Origin of the sequence: Salinicoccus sp. ID82-1 (assembly GCF_021991715.1) — a bacterium.
Classification (GTDB): Bacteria; Bacillota; Bacilli; order Staphylococcales; family Salinicoccaceae; genus Salinicoccus; species Salinicoccus cyprini.
In genome coordinates this window covers 391,789-408,628 of record NZ_JAGFLY010000002.1, presented here as the reverse complement: position 1 = coordinate 408,628, position 16,840 = coordinate 391,789, and the positions used below count along the sequence as shown (strand labels likewise).

General features: G+C 49.0%; 16 protein-coding genes, 1 pseudogene and 1 riboswitch. Of the genes and pseudogenes, 9 read left to right on the top strand and 8 right to left on the bottom strand.

Annotation, left to right across the window (positions count from 1 at the left end; genetic code table 11):
• Window positions 1-4: 4 nt before the first annotated feature.
• A complete protein-coding gene (locus tag J4760_RS07425; RefSeq protein WP_237605293.1) occupies window positions 5-607 on the bottom strand; it encodes an alpha/beta hydrolase in 603 nt (200 codons plus the stop codon).
• Between the two features lie 78 nt (window positions 608-685).
• On the opposite strand from J4760_RS07425, the gene J4760_RS07420 reads away from it, so the two are divergent.
• Window positions 686-1,612 (top strand): VOC family protein, encoded by a 927-nt coding sequence (locus J4760_RS07420; RefSeq protein ID WP_237605292.1) that lies wholly within the window; start codon window positions 686-688, stop codon window positions 1,610-1,612.
• Between the two features lie 72 nt (window positions 1,613-1,684).
• Complete coding sequence (locus J4760_RS07415; RefSeq protein ID WP_237605291.1) at window positions 1,685-2,266, top strand: protein-L-isoaspartate(D-aspartate) O-methyltransferase; 582 nt, start codon at window positions 1,685-1,687, stop codon at window positions 2,264-2,266.
• A 261-nt stretch (window positions 2,267-2,527) separates the two neighbouring features.
• Here the strand turns inward: J4760_RS07415 and J4760_RS07410 are convergent.
• The 4 genes and pseudogenes from J4760_RS07410 to J4760_RS07395 all read right to left on the bottom strand — a co-directional run.
• Window positions 2,528-2,638 (bottom strand): annotated as a pseudogene (locus J4760_RS07410) (DUF2187 family protein); the annotation flags it as partial.
• A 30-nt stretch (window positions 2,639-2,668) separates the two neighbouring features.
• Window positions 2,669-3,631, bottom strand: coding sequence for an ATP-grasp domain-containing protein (locus J4760_RS07405; protein WP_237605290.1), 963 nt, complete (start codon window positions 3,629-3,631; stop codon window positions 2,669-2,671).
• A 136-nt stretch (window positions 3,632-3,767) separates the two neighbouring features.
• A riboswitch (SAM riboswitch) is annotated at window positions 3,768-3,870 on the bottom strand.
• Between the two features lie 66 nt (window positions 3,871-3,936).
• On the bottom strand, window positions 3,937-4,536 hold the full coding sequence (locus J4760_RS07400; protein ID WP_145289273.1) for a response regulator transcription factor: 600 nt from the start codon (window positions 4,534-4,536) through the stop codon (window positions 3,937-3,939).
• A complete protein-coding gene (locus J4760_RS07395; protein WP_237605289.1) occupies window positions 4,514-5,563 on the bottom strand; it encodes a sensor histidine kinase in 1,050 nt (349 codons plus the stop codon). Before J4760_RS07395 ends, J4760_RS07400 begins: the two co-directional genes overlap by 23 nt.
• Window positions 5,564-5,689: 126 nt before the next feature.
• Between J4760_RS07395 and J4760_RS07390 the strand changes: the two genes are divergently transcribed.
• Genes J4760_RS07390 through J4760_RS07380 form a run of 3 tightly spaced genes read left to right on the top strand, consistent with a single transcriptional unit; the run spans window position 5,690 to window position 8,794 of the window.
• Window positions 5,690-6,619, top strand: a complete 930-nt coding sequence (locus J4760_RS07390; protein ID WP_237605288.1) for an ABC transporter ATP-binding protein — start codon at window positions 5,690-5,692, stop codon at window positions 6,617-6,619.
• Window positions 6,619-7,677 carry an ABC transporter permease gene (locus tag J4760_RS07385; RefSeq protein WP_145289279.1) on the top strand — a complete coding sequence of 353 codons (1,059 nt, stop codon included), beginning with the start codon at window positions 6,619-6,621 and terminating at the stop codon, window positions 7,675-7,677. Before J4760_RS07390 ends, J4760_RS07385 begins: the two co-directional genes overlap by 1 nt.
• Window positions 7,664-8,794: an ABC transporter permease gene (locus J4760_RS07380; protein ID WP_237605287.1), complete on the top strand. Its 1,131-nt coding sequence runs from the start codon at window positions 7,664-7,666 to the stop codon at window positions 8,792-8,794. Before J4760_RS07385 ends, J4760_RS07380 begins: the two co-directional genes overlap by 14 nt.
• Window positions 8,795-8,835: 41 nt before the next feature.
• On the opposite strand, the gene J4760_RS07375 is transcribed toward J4760_RS07380, so the two are convergent.
• From J4760_RS07375 to J4760_RS07365, 3 genes are all read right to left on the bottom strand, one after another.
• Entirely contained in the window at window positions 8,836-9,618 is a 783-nt protein-coding gene (locus tag J4760_RS07375) for a hypothetical protein (protein ID WP_237605286.1), read from the bottom strand.
• A 71-nt stretch (window positions 9,619-9,689) separates the two neighbouring features.
• A complete protein-coding gene (rarD, locus tag J4760_RS07370) occupies window positions 9,690-10,607 on the bottom strand; it encodes an EamA family transporter RarD (RefSeq protein ID WP_145289288.1) in 918 nt (305 codons plus the stop codon).
• Between the two features lie 103 nt (window positions 10,608-10,710).
• On the bottom strand, window positions 10,711-11,628 hold the full coding sequence (locus J4760_RS07365) for a hypothetical protein (protein WP_145289291.1): 918 nt from the start codon (window positions 11,626-11,628) through the stop codon (window positions 10,711-10,713).
• 179 nt (window positions 11,629-11,807) lie between these two features.
• On the opposite strand from J4760_RS07365, the gene J4760_RS07360 reads away from it, so the two are divergent.
• Genes J4760_RS07360 through J4760_RS07345 form a run of 4 tightly spaced genes read left to right on the top strand, consistent with a single transcriptional unit; the run spans window position 11,808 to window position 16,829 of the window.
• Entirely contained in the window at window positions 11,808-13,250 is a 1,443-nt protein-coding gene (locus J4760_RS07360; RefSeq protein WP_237605285.1) for a PTS mannitol transporter subunit IIBC, read from the top strand.
• 27 nt (window positions 13,251-13,277) lie between these two features.
• Complete coding sequence (locus J4760_RS07355) at window positions 13,278-15,278, top strand: BglG family transcription antiterminator (protein WP_237605284.1); 2,001 nt, start codon at window positions 13,278-13,280, stop codon at window positions 15,276-15,278.
• A 17-nt stretch (window positions 15,279-15,295) separates the two neighbouring features.
• Entirely contained in the window at window positions 15,296-15,721 is a 426-nt protein-coding gene (locus J4760_RS07350) for a PTS mannitol transporter subunit IIA (RefSeq protein ID WP_145289302.1), read from the top strand.
• A gap of 1 nt (window position 15,722) precedes the next feature.
• A complete protein-coding gene (locus tag J4760_RS07345; RefSeq protein WP_237605283.1) occupies window positions 15,723-16,829 on the top strand; it encodes a mannitol-1-phosphate 5-dehydrogenase in 1,107 nt (368 codons plus the stop codon).
• The last annotated feature ends 11 nt before the right edge of the window (window positions 16,830-16,840 follow it).

The window sequence follows — 16,840 nt, the reverse complement described above, 5'->3', positions numbered from 1 at the left end:
GATCCTATTTTACTTTAAGGTACCAGACGTGACCTTCCATCAGCTCTTCAGAAACGATTTCATGACCCCCATCGGTCAGTTTGACGTCCACCGATGCCCCTTTCAGTTCAAGCTTCTGCTTCAGCTGATAGGCTTCCCCCGCTGTCGCCACCATATCGCGGGCGCCGGCTGTCAGCAGTATCTTCTTGCCGAGCAGTTCCGCCTTCTCGGGCACCTCGCCTTTATATGCCGGATGCATCAGCATCGCTCCGGCGACCGGGATTCGATGATTGAACACCAGATGTGCAGCCATGTTGGCACCGTTCGAATAGCCGATGTAGATCGCCTTTTCAAGATCCAGTCCATACTCGTGCGCGAGATGTTCGAGCAGCCCGGAGATCTTTTCTCCTTCGGCGTTCAGGCTCTCCATGTCATGCCCTCTGCCCTGACGCTTGAAAAACCGGACCTGCCCATCATCATCGGCATCACCGCGCAAAGCCAGTATATTTGCTGATCCGTCCACCATTGTGGCAACTTCAAGCAGATCCGTCTCCCTGCCCCCGCTGCCATGGAAAAGGATCAGCGTATTCTGCTTGCCGTTTTTTGCTTTTATGAATAGATGTTCCATTGTCACGTCCTCCTTTATTAGAGTTTACCCTATTACTATAATATACTTGAAGCAATAGACACAGAAGGAGCGATATTTATGACAGTAAAAGGTATCCATCACGTCTCTTCCATCACCAGGGAGATACTCGACAACCACGAATTCTATACGGACATTCTTGGATTGCGACTGGTGAAGAAGACAGTGAACCAGGACGATACAAGCATGTATCACCTCTTTTATGCCGACTACATGGGCACCCCGGGCGCAGATATCACATTCTTTGAAATCGTGAATGCACCGCAGTACCAGTCTGGCACCAACAGCATCTCGAGAACCTATTTCCGGGTACCGACGAGAGAGGCACTCGAATTCTTCAAGGAACGCTTTGCGGATGAAGGCGTCTATCATGAAGGCATCATCGAGCAGTTTGGCAGGACCATCATGAAATTCGAAGATAACGAAAGGCAGCGGCTTGCGCTGATTGTCGAACAGAGTGATGAACACACTACGCCGAATGACCATCCCGAAATACCCAATGAGTATGCCATCACTTCCATCGGTGCCGTCGAAGTGACCGTGCAGTACATCAAGCCGATGGTCCAGTTTCTGGAACTGCTCGGAGGTCGGGTTGAAGGTGAATTCGATGATGATGCTACTGAAGCTGTAGTCAACGTCGGCAACGGCAGCGTGTATGTCATCGAACAGCGTAACAGCCAGCTGGAAAAGGAAGGCTATGGCAGTGTCCATCATTTCTCCCTGCGTGTGGATGATGAGGATGCCCTGCTTGAAATGAAGCAGAAGGTCGATCAGGAAAACTGGCGGAATTCCGGCATCGTCGACCGTCACTACTTCAAAGCACTCTATATTACTACGGTGGGCAATATTACAGTCGAAATCTCCACGGACGGTCCAGGCTTCGATGTTGATGAACCTGTGGAATCACTGGGAGAGAATCTGTCCCTGCCACCAAAATTCGAAGAGCAGCGCGACTTCATTGAAACATATCTGATTCCGATCAGATGATGGAGATTGAAATGCCCGACTGTATTGTTTGTCGTTTTTCAGGGTAGCCACTTAAAAAGGAAGGTGAGACTCATGAAATATGATGCCAAAGAAATTACAGCATTTTTTCAGACACTCGACCGCAGCAGGTTTATGGACCGGCATAAGGAACAGGCGGAAATGGATATGCCTTTCTCCATCGGTCATGGTCAGACGATATCCCAGCCTTCCCTCGTACTTGCAATGACCATCCGCCTCGAGCTTGGAACAGACCAAAGGGTGCTTGAGATCGGAACCGGCTCCGGCTTCCAGACAGCACTTCTCGCCAAGTTTTCAAATGAAGTGTATACCGTTGAAAGAATCAGAGCACTTCATGAAAGTGCCAAAGAAAAACTGGCGGCAGAGGGATTTTCCAATATCCACTTCCACTATGGTGATGGCAATCTCGGCTGGGAGGAACATGCGCCCTATGACCGGATCATGGTGACTGCGGCCGCCAAGGAACTCCCCGCTGCCCTCGTCCGTCAGCTCTCACCCGGTGGAAAGATGATCATTCCCATCGGTGATACTTTCGCCCAGGACCTCCAGCTGGTCGAAAAGGATCCACATGGCAAAATTCGGACTTCATCCATCGAGCAGGTAAGATTTGTCGGAATGAAGGACGACAAGGCCTGAGGGCTTTGTAGCAAGTGGATAAAAGCAAACCTCATCCTGTGGATGAGGTTATAGACTGTAGACAAAGTCATTATAAAATGACATGTCTTCAGTCTTTTTTTTGGGATTGGGCGGGGTGGGGTGGGGTGATGGCATCAACTCACCATCGTAGGCGGTGCCATGGCAAGTTAGGAGATTAATTCACCATCGCGGGCGGTGCCATGGCAAGTTGGAGGGCCAACCTCATTCCCACTCGCCCACCCCCAACAAACCTGAAACGCCATTGACGATGACCGAGTTTTCATTCACTTTCTCGACTTTGCCTCTCATATCATCAAATTCCACGATATTTCCGACTTTCGCTGCTCTTATTTCTACTTCCTCAAACCTCATTCTGTGGATGAGGTTTTTAACTGCCATCGATTATTTCGATGCAGAAACCGATGTCTTTGTCACCGCTTCAAGCTCGCTTTTCAGGAACTTTGCAAGTTCAAGCATGCCGAACTGGCCCGCTTCCGCTTCTGCATCGCTGTTATAGTTTGTATTCGTATTGATATCGTAAGTGTAGATGTTTCCTGCCTCATCCTGGATGAATTCGATGCCTGCGACCTGGATGTCATTGGATTTCAGGACCTGCCTGTATTTCTCGAGTACAGGGTGGTCGAAGTCCTGGACGATTCTGAACTTCGGCGTCTCGGCAGGTGCACTGTCTGCCGGGCAGAACAGATCCTCGATCGAGCATGTATCTGCAGGGCATAGTTCAAACCCTTCCGACGTATCGACACGGACGGCATAGACAAATTCACCGCCAACAAACTCACAGCGCGTAATGAAGGATTCCGGAGACTTGATGTAGTCCTGGAGCAGCGTCACGCCATCGACCGGCGCCTCGAACGCATCACTCTCTACATATCTTTCGAGTACCTCGATGGAATCGAACAGCTGGACACCAAGACCCTTTCCAGCACGGTTGTGCTTTGTGATGAAGGACTGACCTTCGAACTGCCTTGCAGCTTCAAGTATCTGGTCCTTTCCGACTGCAGCGACGGTTTTCGGTGTCTTTACACCATGCTCCTCGAGTTCCAGGTACTGCAGCACCTTGCTCACCTCAAGCTGAAGTGCCCGGCTGCCATTGATGACCGTACGACCATGATGCTCAAGCCATGCCAATACAGCATTGGAAAGTTCAGGTGCATAGCGGTTGCCGCGTGTATGTGACGAGGCACTCATCCTGTTGTAGAAGATGCCTTCAGGCGGTGTGGCTGTCAGATCCACCGTACCTTGAGACAGCTGCCAGTCCTCATAGGGCAGCCCCAGTTCATCGAGACGTCTGAAAAGATGTTCTGTCCATTCCGGATTTTCATGCAGTACATATATTTTAGCCATAGTCATTCCTCCTGCTTTGTCTATCTCCTACTGCTCGCAACTCTATCCTTTCCATCACCTGTTCCGCAACCGCTTAACCATCTATAAAAATAGAAGCCCTTTTCGGATAAGAAAAGAGCTTCCTGCAATTCATCTCTTCTCATCTTCCAGGCGTGCACCTGATGGAATTGGCACAGTGTTCAAAGAACCCGCTGCCGAAGCGTCATAGGGCCATCTCCCTCAGCTTCTCTGGATAAGAATTAAATTCATATTAAATTAGTAGGTTAATGGATATGATAAAGCAGAAAGAATTATCTGTCAATAGTTCAGCTTCTATAATAATACACTACGAGCTGTGTCCGGTCGCGCAGTTCGAGTTTGTTGAGCATCTGGGAAATGTAGTTCCTGACCGTCCCCTCGCTCAGGTACAGTTTTTCTGAAATCTCCTTGTTGCTGAGTCCTTCTGCAACAAGCTCCAGTATTTCACACTCCCGCTTTGATAGTGCCTCCATCGCCTTGAAATGGGATTTCGTCGCCATGCTTTTTACAATATCGCTGTCAAATACCATGTTGCCGGAAGCGACTGCCTGGATAGCAGGAAGAATGCCCTTGAAATTATCCTTCAAAAGATACCCCTTGCAGCCGATCTTCAGTGCTTCATGGATGTACGCATCATCTTTGAAAGTCGTGATCAGGAGAATATTGGCATCCGCCCACTGCTCAAGTATTTTTCGGCTCGCTTCCAGCCCTGTTACACCATCCATTCTGATATCCGTCATAAGTAGATCGGGCTGATACTGTCTATACAGCTCAATCGCCTCCTCCCCGCTACGGCCCGTTGCGGCAACGGTATAGCCGGAACCTTCGAGAATGGTACTGAGAGCGCTGACCACCAGTGCATCATCATCCACTATGATTATGTTCATCTCTCTCCCCCTCCTTATATAATGTGATGTGGATTGAAAACCCGCCCTCATGGAATGTATTGAAGATGCCGTTGTACTTCCCGACCACTTCCTGCATGGCAAGCAACCCCATCCCCTTCTTCACTGCAGGACGTTCCGACCCGTCATCTTTAATGGAGATTATGATGACATCCTTCTGTTCCCTGATTGCGATTCTGACGTTCTCGGCATCCGAATGCTTTCTGATGTTGGTCAGCGATTCCTTGATGATGCTCAATATATCCATCTTCATTTCATGGTCGAGAGCGGAAGTGACGTCATATCTCAGTCGTATGTGATACCGGTCCATCTCCTTGATGTAGTCACTGATCCTTGCCTCAAGGTCAATCGAGGTTTCATACAGCTGATGGATGCTTGTCCGTATATCGTCCATGCCGCCCTTCAGACGCTCCTGCAGCAGTTGAAGAGACTGCTTTATCTTTGCTTCATCCTTTATGTATTGGAGGGATTCTATCAGCAGGATGCTTGTACTGAGTGAGTGGCCGAGCGCGTCATGCATTTCCCGTGCGATACGGTTGCGCTCATTAAGCCCCGCCATATGAACATCCTTCTCGTGATTTTTAAGCAGTTCATTATGCTGCCGTCTAAGCAGCAGGTTGTCGCTCGTCAGCTGATCCCTTATTTTCCGGTTCTCCCTTTCATATGAATCAAGCCTTGCCCTCAGATAGCTCATGTAGAGGACGAAGAGTGCAATCATCAGTAGGATGACCTCCGCTTCGATGAAAAGGAGGACCAGCGTGGCGAAGGCAATACCTCCATATCTTACTGCGACCACCAGTGTGAACAGCGGCATATAGAATATCCACTCTGTGCTTGCGAAGATGAAGACCAGATAGACTGCTGATACGGCAAGCACACTGTAGCGGTATTCAAACACATCCACAATGAAGAACAGGATGAAGGCAAGCAGCGCGATCACGAGGCTCGGCTCGTCAATGGTGATGAAGTAGTACGCCGTGAGAATAAAATAAAGAACCATCTTTTCCATTACATTTATCAGGCCAGCCACCCCCATTCATGACAGATGTCATGTGCAGTCATTATTCTATACACTAACGCAGAACTTAATAACAGTATAAACTGAAAGCATCAATCAATACAGGGGGATATTGCCATGATCAGAATGGAGAACGTCGTCAAAAGATATAATGAGCTGATCGCACTGGACCATTTTTCTTTTGCAGCAAAAGAAGGAGAAATCATCGGACTGCTCGGTCCGAATGGATGCGGCAAGACGACTGCAATCAACTGCATGCTGTCACTACTTACTTTCGACAAAGGAGAAATCGAGATATTCGGCCAGCAGGTGCATCCGAACAACAATGCGGTCAAAAGCCGAATCGGCATCGTACCCCAGGAGCTGGCCATCTTCGACAAGCTGAATGTCTACGAGAACATCGACTTCTACTGTGGACTCTATGTGACGGACCGCAAGAAACGCAAGGTGCTTGTTGAGGAGGCGATCGAGTTTGTGGATCTCGGCAAGTACCGCAAGTTCGTTCCAAAGAAGTTGAGCGGCGGCCTGAAACGACGCCTCAACATTGCCTGTGGAATCGCGCATAAGCCGGCGCTTCTGTTCATGGATGAGCCTACGGTCGCAGTCGACGCACAGAGCAGAAACTTCATACTGGAAGGCATACGTAAAATGAAAGCCCAGGGAACGACCATCATCTATACAACCCACTACCTGGAAGAGGCCGAGCAGCTGTGCGACCGCATGGTCATCATGGATTCCGGTCGTAATATTGCTTCCGGTACTGTCCATGAGCTGCAGAACACAATCTCCACGCAAGAACGGATTGAAGTCGGCTTCATTACAGAAGATCAGACAATCGAGGCACAGCTTGAAGAGCTGCCCCACGTCGTAAAGGTGACAAAAAGAAATGGAAACTACCTGATCCATTTTGAAAAGCAGGAGAACAATCTGCCGGATCTCATCAAGTTCATGGAATCAAGAGGTATGAGCTATACGGAGCTTTCAAGTGAGCGGTCGACACTGAGTGACATCTTTCTCGAACTCACAGGAAAGGAGCTGAGGGACTGATGGTGATTCTACGCATGATCAGATACTTGATCAGTATCAATTTCAAGGACTTCGGCTACTGGTTCTGGACTTTATGCTATCCGCTCCTGATGTGCGGACTGTTCACAATGACCACATCGAGTATGGGTGGTACGGAAATCGAAGACATAGAAGTCGGTATCGAACCCGGGCATCCCGTGACGGAAGTGCTCGGCACCATCGATTTCATCGTTCTCACGGAGCTTGGTGAAAGCGAGGCTGTGGACAGGATGAAAGCAGGCGAGATGGCCGGCTACGTGCATGGCAGCACTGAACTTGAACTGCTCGTGACAGAGACGGGCATCAACCAGACGATTCTCCAGTCGGTGCTGGATCAGATCAGGAATGTCAGCGCGTCCGGCATCCCTTTCCAAAATTTCGACTATGATCAGGAGTACATCATTCCGAACAGCCAGAATGCTGAACCGGAAACCGTACTGTTCTATGCATTGATCAGCATGATCTCCATCTACGGCATGTTTTCGGCCATCGAATTCGTTTCAACAGTGCAGCCGAACTTGAGCCTGATGGGCGCACGATTCTCAGCCAGCCCATACAGCAAATACAAATTCCTCTTTTCAAGTGTCGCCAGCTCTCTGCTGCTGAATGTACTATCCAATACAGTTGTCCTCTCGGCCATCGCCATATTCTATCAGATGTCGCTCTTCACCGAGCTGTGGTCGACCCTTCTGTTGATTTTCATTGCCAACATGACCGGAATCGGCCTTGGACTGTTCATCGGTCTGATTCCAGGCATCAATGCCAATATCAAAACGACCTTTGCAGTCATCTTCATGATTACTCTGTCGTTCCTGGCCGGGCTGATGGGTCCCGAAATCAGAACAATCATCGGTGAAAATATGCCGTGGCTGAACACCTTGAACCCGCTTGCCAGAATGACGGATACGATGTACAGGATCAACTTCCTCGGCAACTACAGTGACTACCTGCCAACAATCGGTCTGCTCCTGGCATATGCACTGCTGCTCTTTGGCGTGACACTACTTGTATTGAGGAGGAAACAATATGACAGTATTTAAATCCATACTCCTCCACTTCTGGAAGTATAAGTACCTGATGCTGATTTTTCTGACCGCCTTTTTCATCTTTGCATTCGGATTTTCACAGAACAGCGGCCGTCAGACTTATGAAAGTGAAGCGCTCGACCTGAAAGTCATCGACCAGAGCCGCAGTGAAATCAGCAGAGGATTCATAGACTACCTCTCTTCGGACAATACTGTGGAGGTGGTGGATGACAGTACGGATCTTGGCGCACTCGAAGAAGAGATATTTCTTGGTATCAGTGACGGCATCATTCGAATACCTTCCAATCTCGAAGAACGGCTTGCCGATGCCGCACCGGCTGTCGAAGTCATCAGCGATCAGAGGGGCATGGCTCATCTGCAGATTGAAAACGTTGTGAACCGCTATTTCATCTTCCTGGACGCTGAACAATCGACTTCCAGTGAAGTGGACATCGAACAGATGAACGCACTCCTTGCGGATGGAGTTCCCGTAGAGCTTCACGAGTCTGTGGATGTCGCCTCCCAGAACAACTTCAGCTATATGAGTACCTTCATCAGCTTCGCAGGCTACTGGATCATGCTTTTCCTGCTCATCATCGTCGGCAACGTCATGTCCGAGTTCAATACGACAGAACTGAGACAGCGTATCGACGTCTCCCCTATGCCGACCCGGACTCTGATGGTCCAGATGATTTCGGCACAGACAGTCATCGGACTGTTCGTTGTATGTTTCATGCTTTCTGGTGGCATCATGCTGAGAGCAGGACATCTTGAAGGGATACCGCTTGTAAAGATGTTCATTGCACTTGTGCTGATTACATCATTCACCTTGTCCATCCACTATGTCATCGGAGCTCTGACGACGAACAAGTTCATCATAAACGGTCTCGCCAACTTCCTTGCCATCGGCATGGCCTTCATGTCCGGCATCATGGTCCCGCTTGAAATCATGGGAGAGACGGCTCAGAATATTGCACACTACCTGCCGCTCTACCATTTCACCCAGATTTACGCAGAACCGGATATTTCATGGACTGACAGCAGCTTTCCGATATTGATTGTCGTCCTTTATACAGCGGCATTCCTGATTATCGGGATGATTCTCGAGAACAAGAAGAAAATCGCTTCATAGACAATGAACGCCCCTGGAGCTTTGCTCCAGGGGCGTTCATTCTACTGTTGTACTGCTTCGGGCAATTCTATCTCACCTACATCATTGAAGGATGTGAACTCGACATCTCCGGAGAGTTCATATGTACCTTCCGCGTCTTCACCTTGCGCTTCATAAGTGATCGACTGGATGAGTGAATCGTCTTTGCCGACAACAATTTCTACATCGTTCTCCACTTTTGAAGTATCGATATTTCCGAATTCCACTGCAAACAGTTCTTCGAACGTTTCAAACACTTCGTTGCTCTGTCCTTCAAGCGTATAGATCACCTGGTCTCCATTTTCCTCCGATTCAAGTTCACTCTTGATATCGGCAAATGACAGGATTGCGTTCCTGTAGGTGACGTGATAGAGCTGATCCACATTGACCGAATCGGATATGTCGATCCAATCCGTACCATTATTGTAGAATGTCGTCCCATTCTTTGAGATTGTACGGTCCTCACCTTCAGACATCAGATGAAGGGATGGTGGTTCTTCATCCTTGAACCTTACCTCCGCTTCGAGCATTTCAGGCTGTCCGCCATCGACAACAGCAGTAAGGTCAAGTGTCGCCTGATAGCTTTCGATCGTCTCGGCCTGCTCGAGAATCGCCGACAGCGACGCATCGTCCGTCTCTATTTCCGAGAGCTGCCTGTCTTCCGTTTCCGCTGTCGCTGTTTCGGTTGTTTCCTGTGCCGCTTCACCTGATGTCTCCTCTATATCACCCTGCTGTGCATCCTCCTGGCAGCCGGCAAGAATGGCCGTTGCCGCCACGGTGGCAAGCAGATACTTTGGTACATTCATATTTCCTTACTCCTTAGAACGCTGATTTCCATAAATCATATCACGATTTTTTTCAATTCACTAATAATATGCTAGTAGCCCGCGCGCCTTCTCGGTGTTTTTCGAGCCTGGCTGCGCATTTCCCTGAATCGGCTGAATGTGTAGAGCGCAAGCCCGCCCCATATGAAGATATAGGCAACGGTATGGATATCCGTAAAGGCCTCTCCATACATGAAGACACCAATCAGAAGCATGATTGTCGGTGCAAAGTACTGCAGAATGCCGATCAGTGACAGACGGATGCGCTGTGCACCGAGTGAGAACAGCAGCAGCGGGATTGCTGTGATGACACCTGTACCGATCATGATGAGACTGTCCATATTGATGCCGAAGCTGCCGACGCCACTGCCTTCGAGGAACAGGATATAGATCAGCGCAAATGGCGCCAGTACAAATGTTTCGACAGCAAGTGCAAATACGGCGTCCATATTGATGACCTTCTTGATCAGGCCGTAGACGCTGAATGACAGTGCCAGATACAGCGAAATCCATGGCGCTGAACCAAGACCGATTGCAAGATATGCCACCCCTGCAAAGACGATGATGATTGCAACCCACTGCAGCTTTGAAAAGCGTTCACCGAGAACGACGAAACCGATCAGAATGCTGATCAGTGGATTGATGTAGTAGCCGAGGCTCGCATCCAGAATATGTCCATTATTTACAGCGATGATGTACATCAGCCAGTTCGAGGTGATGATGACCGAAGCCGCAAACAGCGCAATGATCTTCTTTTTTTCTTTGAAGATGAATTTCAGATCTTTGTAGAATAGATGCATCCTGTTTGTCACGATGATGAAGACGATCATGAATATGAATGACCAGAACACCCTGTGGGCGATGATTTCATATGAAGAAATATCTTCAACCTGCTTCCAGTAGATGGGCAGGAATCCCCATATCAGATAGGCTCCAAGCGCAAACAGAATGCCTTTTTTATTTTCGCTCAATTGCGCACCTCCGTTTTAGACACTACTGCAATTCTACTCCATGCACATGCCATTTAAAATATAAAAGAAGATTGAAACCGAAGTTTCAATCTTCTGAACAGGATCATACCTGAGGCTGGGCCTGGTGCTGCTGATCCAGCCGGTCACGGCCCTTGAAGTAGTAGGCTGTGATGCTGCCGACCATGAAGTACATTACGATGAGGTAGGCGATCAGCATGAACAGGACCCCGGCCGAAAGCAGTACGATGAAGGCCGTCTCTGCGAAGAAGCCGCCGAGCAGAACTGCAGCAATGATGAAAAGTGCATAGACGATGATCGGCACCACCCATAGGATCAGATTGCTGAATATCAGCTTCATGACACTCTCTCCACTGCGGAACATGACGTCCCAGGCCATCTGGAATTTTTCAGTCGTCGGTGTCAGCGGTTCATCGATGTAGGCCATATAGACCAGGAACATGTAGATGGTCACCAGCACATATGGAATGTATGAAAGCAGGACAACCAGCAGATTGAGCACGATCACTGCAACGACCGAGCCTGTCTGGCCGCCTGTAGACGTGCTTTCCATATTGGAGGGATCAAAAACCGCCAGCAGTGGTGCATTGACTGCCATGGTAAGCACCTGGACGATCATACCGACTGCGAAAGAGAAAATGAAGTAGCCGATGAGTGTCAGCAGGCCCATCTTGATGACTTTGCTGTAGTTCCCTTTGCTGAATACCTTGAAGACATCTTTGAATCTGAAGTTTCGACCGCGGTATGCGGCGGCAAAATAACGCATGATGCCGACGGCTAATGGATAGAAGACAAAAATTGCTGTAAGTATCAATAGCAGGAAGAGTGCGATGGCAGGCAGTACTGCGAGGCCGGTGTCGAGTACGAAGAATGGCACGATCATGAGCAGCCCCAGCAGGATGCAAGCCGCATAGATCAGGATAAAAACCAGTACGGATGACCAGAACGTTTTCATGTGAAGATCTCTGCCGTTGTCCTTGTAGGCGCCTTGGTATTGGAACATGGTATTTCTCCTTTATATATCATTTTTTCCAGTATAGCATGACAGTATTTGCCTTTTAAAACATAACATATGTTTTGTCACGATTTGTGTGCCAAACTCGCTTTTTGTTTATATTGTAAGCGTACACGTTACACGCTATCATTTAGTTACAAACCAATTATTCACAAGGGGGAAAACACATGTCCGAAGAAAAGAAAGGCTTTTCACGCAAAGTTCAGGCGTTCGGTTCATTTTTGAGCAGCATGATCATGCCGAACATCGCCGCCTTCATCGCCTGGGGTCTTATTACTGCATTATTCATTGAAGCTGGCTGGTGGCCGAATGAGGACCTCGCCGGCATGGTCGGTCCAATGATCACCTACCTGCTGCCACTGCTTATTGCATATACTGGTGGTAAGCTTGTCCATGATGTACGTGGTGGGGTTGTCGGCGCCACTGCGACAATGGGTATCATCACTGCATTTCCGGATTCACCGATGCTGCTCGGCGCTATGATCATGGGTCCACTGGGTGGCTATCTGATCAAGCAGCTCGACCGTGTCCTCGTTCCTAGAATCCGTCAGGGACTTGAAATGCTCGTCAACAACTTCTCTGCAGGTATCCTTGCATTCCTGCTCGCACTATTCGGTTTCTACGGGCTTGGTCCAGTCGTATCATGGCTGACCAACATGCTCGGAAACCTCGTTGACATCGTCGTCGAAGCAGGACTGCTGCCACTGGCAAGCATATTCATCGAGCCTGCCAAAGTACTGTTCCTGAACAACGCTATCAACCACGGTGTACTCACACCGCTTGCGACCGAGGAAGTGCAGGAAGCGGGACGCTCCATCCTGTTCACGCTGGAATCGAACCCGGGACCTGGTTTTGGTATCCTGCTGGCCTACATGGTATTCGGTAAAGGTACAGCCCGCGCAACAGCACCTGGTGCAGCCATCATCCAGTTCGTCGGTGGTATCCACGAGATCTACTTCCCGTACATCCTGATGAAGCCGATACTCGTTGTTGCAGCCATCCTTGGTGGCGCGTCCGGCATCCTGACATACACGCTGTTCGATTTCGGTCTTTCCGGCCCACCGGCACCAGGCAGTATCATCGCCTACGCCGCCATGACGCCAAGAGGGGATCTGCTCATCATGCTTCTCGGTGTATTCGCAGCAACACTTGTATCATTCATCGTCGCTTCACTGCTGCTCAAGTTTACAAAACAGCCTGATGACGATATTGCAGGCGCAACGCAGAAGATGGAAGCGGCAAAAGGCAAGAAGTCCACTGTTGCAGGTACACTGAGCCAGTCGGAAGCGACAGCTGATGAAGCGGTCGCAACAACGTTCGACTACAGCAAGGTTGATAAAATTGTATTCGCTTGTGACGCTGGAATGGGTTCAAGTGCCATGGGAGCGGGTATGCTTAAGAATAAGTTCAAGAAAGCAGGACTCGACATCGAAGTGACGAACTCTGCAATCAACCAGCTCAAAGGTGACGAAGACATCATCATCACCCAGAAAGTACTGACTGAACGCGCTGAAAGCAAAGTGCCGACTGCCAAACACATTTCAGTCGACAACTTCCTGAACAGCCCGAAATACGATGAATTGACAGAAGAACTGAAGAAACAACAATAGTCTGAATGAACCAAAGGAGGTACCATTATGATCAGCTCAAGAGAGAAGAAAATCATCAACGAGCTCATATATCATAATGGTACCTTTCTACTTATTAAAGAGCTCTCGGATAAACTGGGTGTGTCGTCAAGAACCGTCCACCGTGAGCTGAAGAATGTGACAGAAACACTCGAACAGCTTGGTATACAGATGATCAGGGAGTATAGGAAAGGTGTCAAGGTGATGCTTGATACATCAGAAATCGATGCACTTACAGCCTTCATCAATGCCCATGCGGACAAGGACCTGAGCAACGAGGAGAAAAAAGTGGCGCTCATCTACAACCTCATGCTGAACTCGGAGGGCATCAAAAAGAGTGCACTTGCTGTGGAACTCGGGGTCAGCGAGCATACAGTCGATGAACTGATCGGACAGATGACGGAGAGGCTTCGCACATTCGAACTCGAAATCACCAAGATCCGGTCGGTCGGCATCCGGCTTGTCGGTGATGCGCTGAACAAGCAGAATTTCCTGGCCGACATGATGGTCAATGAACTCAACTCCAACAGCATCTACTCCGTCATCGAGAACAACTTCGTGTTCAGTTCCCTCGTCAATAATAAGATTATGGGACTGCTTGAAGCCGACAACATCTTCAAGGTGGAACGGCTGCTCATGGATGAACTGGATGTGCTGCCCTACCAGCTGACCGAAAACGCTTATCTGAATCTGACGCTCCATATCGTACTGGCAATAGACCGGATCGAGCATGCCAACAACGTATCGGTAAAGCAGTCGCTGAAAGACGAATTGAGGGAAACCCAGGAGTTCGAAGTGTCCATGGCACTGACCAGCAAACTGGAAGCAGAGTTCTCGATCACTTTTCCAGAAGAGGAGGTCTACTTCATATGCATGCACCTCCGGGGCAGCCGCAGGAAGTACCAGTCGGAACGGGACACGGATTCCATCGAGTCATCGACCGAACAGTTCATCAATGCTGTCAGCCGGAGGATGGACTATCCTTTCTACGCCTACCCTGAACTCAAGGAAGGACTGATTCTTCACATCGAACCGACACTGCATCGGATGGAGTCCGGCATCATCACCGTCAACCCGCTGCTCGATACAATAAAGGAGAAATATCCGGCACTATTCGAAGTCGTCGGTGAGAGCTTCAAGCAGCACTTTAAGACACGCAAGCTGAACGAATCGGAGATCGGATTTCTGATCATCCATTTCGGCGGCATCCTGCATGCCAACCCGAAGATCGAAGTGACGACGGTATGTTCAAGCGGTATCGGCACGAGCCGGATTCTGGCGAACCAGCTGAGGACCAAGTTCAACAATATGTATATCCGACAGGAGCTTTCCATATCCGAAGTGGCGGATACCGAAATCCATGATAACGAGCTGGTCCTGAGCACCGTTCCGCTCGACCTTGAAAATTATATCCTTGTCAGTCCACTGCTTGATGACAGTGATGAAAAGAAGATCATGGCGGCCATCTCACGTCTCGATGCCGCCCCGCTGCCGAGTGTGCCGGAGAGGGAAAAAGTGGCGGTAGAGATCGATCCGGACCAGGTCATCCAGGCATCGGAACTGTATCTCAACCGGCATTATATTACAGATGAGGAGCATACCGATGCCATCGCCTCGATCCGGAATGCACTTGTCTCTGAAACACACATGTCACAGGACGACATCTCGGAAATCATCACAATGCTTGAAGAACGGTTCGAAACAACCGGATTCACCGTTGGAGAAACTGGTTTTTCCTATCCGCATATCCGATCTCCGGTCATCAGAACCCATCGGATGGTGTTTATTCACAACCAGGCGGGTATAGAAGACCGGAACTACAAAGGAGATGCAGTGACCGTCAGTCACCAGATTCTGCTGCTTGTTCCAGAAGATACACTGATTGCTGACATGATCAGCGACGTAAGCATACTCTTTGGAGAGCACCACCTCGATATCAGCCGGGTGTTTGAATCTCCGGATGAAGTGGAAAATATAATAAAAAACTATATTAGGACAATCTACAAATAGAAGGGAAATGATTTTAGATGATACAGAAGGAAAATATTGTACTGAACCAGACAGCAGGCTCAAAAGAGGAAGCAATCAGGAAAGCTGGACAGATCCTTGTCGACCAGGGGGCTGTTGAGGAAGCGTATATCGACTCCATGCTCGAGCGTGAGAAAGTGGTTTCCACATTCATGGGTAATGGGCTTGCCATCCCGCATGGTACAGATGAAGGCAAGACGTCCGTCATCAAGAGCGGACTCTCACTCGTACAAGTACCGGGCGGCGTCGATTTCGACGGCAACGAGGCTAAAGTAGTGCTCGGTATCGCCGGCAAGAACAACGAACACCTCGAAATGCTGCAGAAGATTGCTGTGCTGTTTTCAGATGAGGAAAATGCAGAGAAAGTAATCAATGCGTCATCTGCCGAAGAAATCATCGACCTGTTCGAAAACGAGGACCTTTAATATGAAGGCTGTTCATTTTGGAGCAGGCAACATCGGTCGCGGTTTCATCGGCAAAGTACTGCACGATAACGGCTATGAAGTGACATTTGCAGACGTCAATGCGGAAATCATCGATGCATTGAACACGGATCATGAATACACGGTCCATATTTCGGAAGAAAATGGTGCATCCTATAAGATTAGCGGCGTTTCCGGCATCCACACTGCCAATGACACAGCAAAGCTGGCTGAAACGGTAGCTGAAGCAGACATCATTACGACCGCGGTCGGCGTCAACATACTGCCGATCATTGCGAGAACACTGGCACCTCATCTGGCGAATCGTACGACGGACAGACCTTTGAATATCATTGCGTGCGAAAATGCAGTACTGGCAACAGATTCACTGAAGGCAGCCGTTCTAGCGGAAGTCGATGAAGTAGCACTTTCAAACGTCGGCTTCCCGAACTCTGCTGTCGACCGTATCGTACCGATACAGAAGAACGACAATATACTGGATGTAAAGGTCGAGCCGTTCTATGAATGGGTGATTGAGAGAGGCAAGTGGGCAGGCGAAAACAAGCTTGAAGGTGTAAATTATGTAGAAGACCTCATGCCGTATATTGAACGGAAGCTGTTCACGGTAAATACGGGACATGCAGCCATCGCCTACTATGGCAAGACGCTCGGCTATACGACCGTATCCGAAGCCATGGACGACGAAAAAGTCGTCGCCTACCTGAGAGAAGTACTCGGAGAGACGACGCACTACCTGACCGAGAATTATGAGTTTACAGAAGCTCAGCAGAAAGAATATATCGAAAAGATCATCGCCAGATTCAAAAACCCATATCTGTCGGATGATCTCGACCGTGTTGGACGCGGTGTTCTGAGGAAGCTCGGCCCGAATGACCGGATCATCAAACCACTTGTCTATCTGCACGAAAACAATATGGATCACGAGGCATTATCGAAACTCGTCATGTACACATTGCAGTTCGATAACAGCGAAGATCCGGAACAGGTCGAGATGAATGCCAGAATCGAATCAGCTGGAACAGACGGGTTCCTGGCCCAGCACAGTAAACTTGGCAGCCAGCTTATAGAAGAGATTAAATCCAGCATATAATATAAATTCCC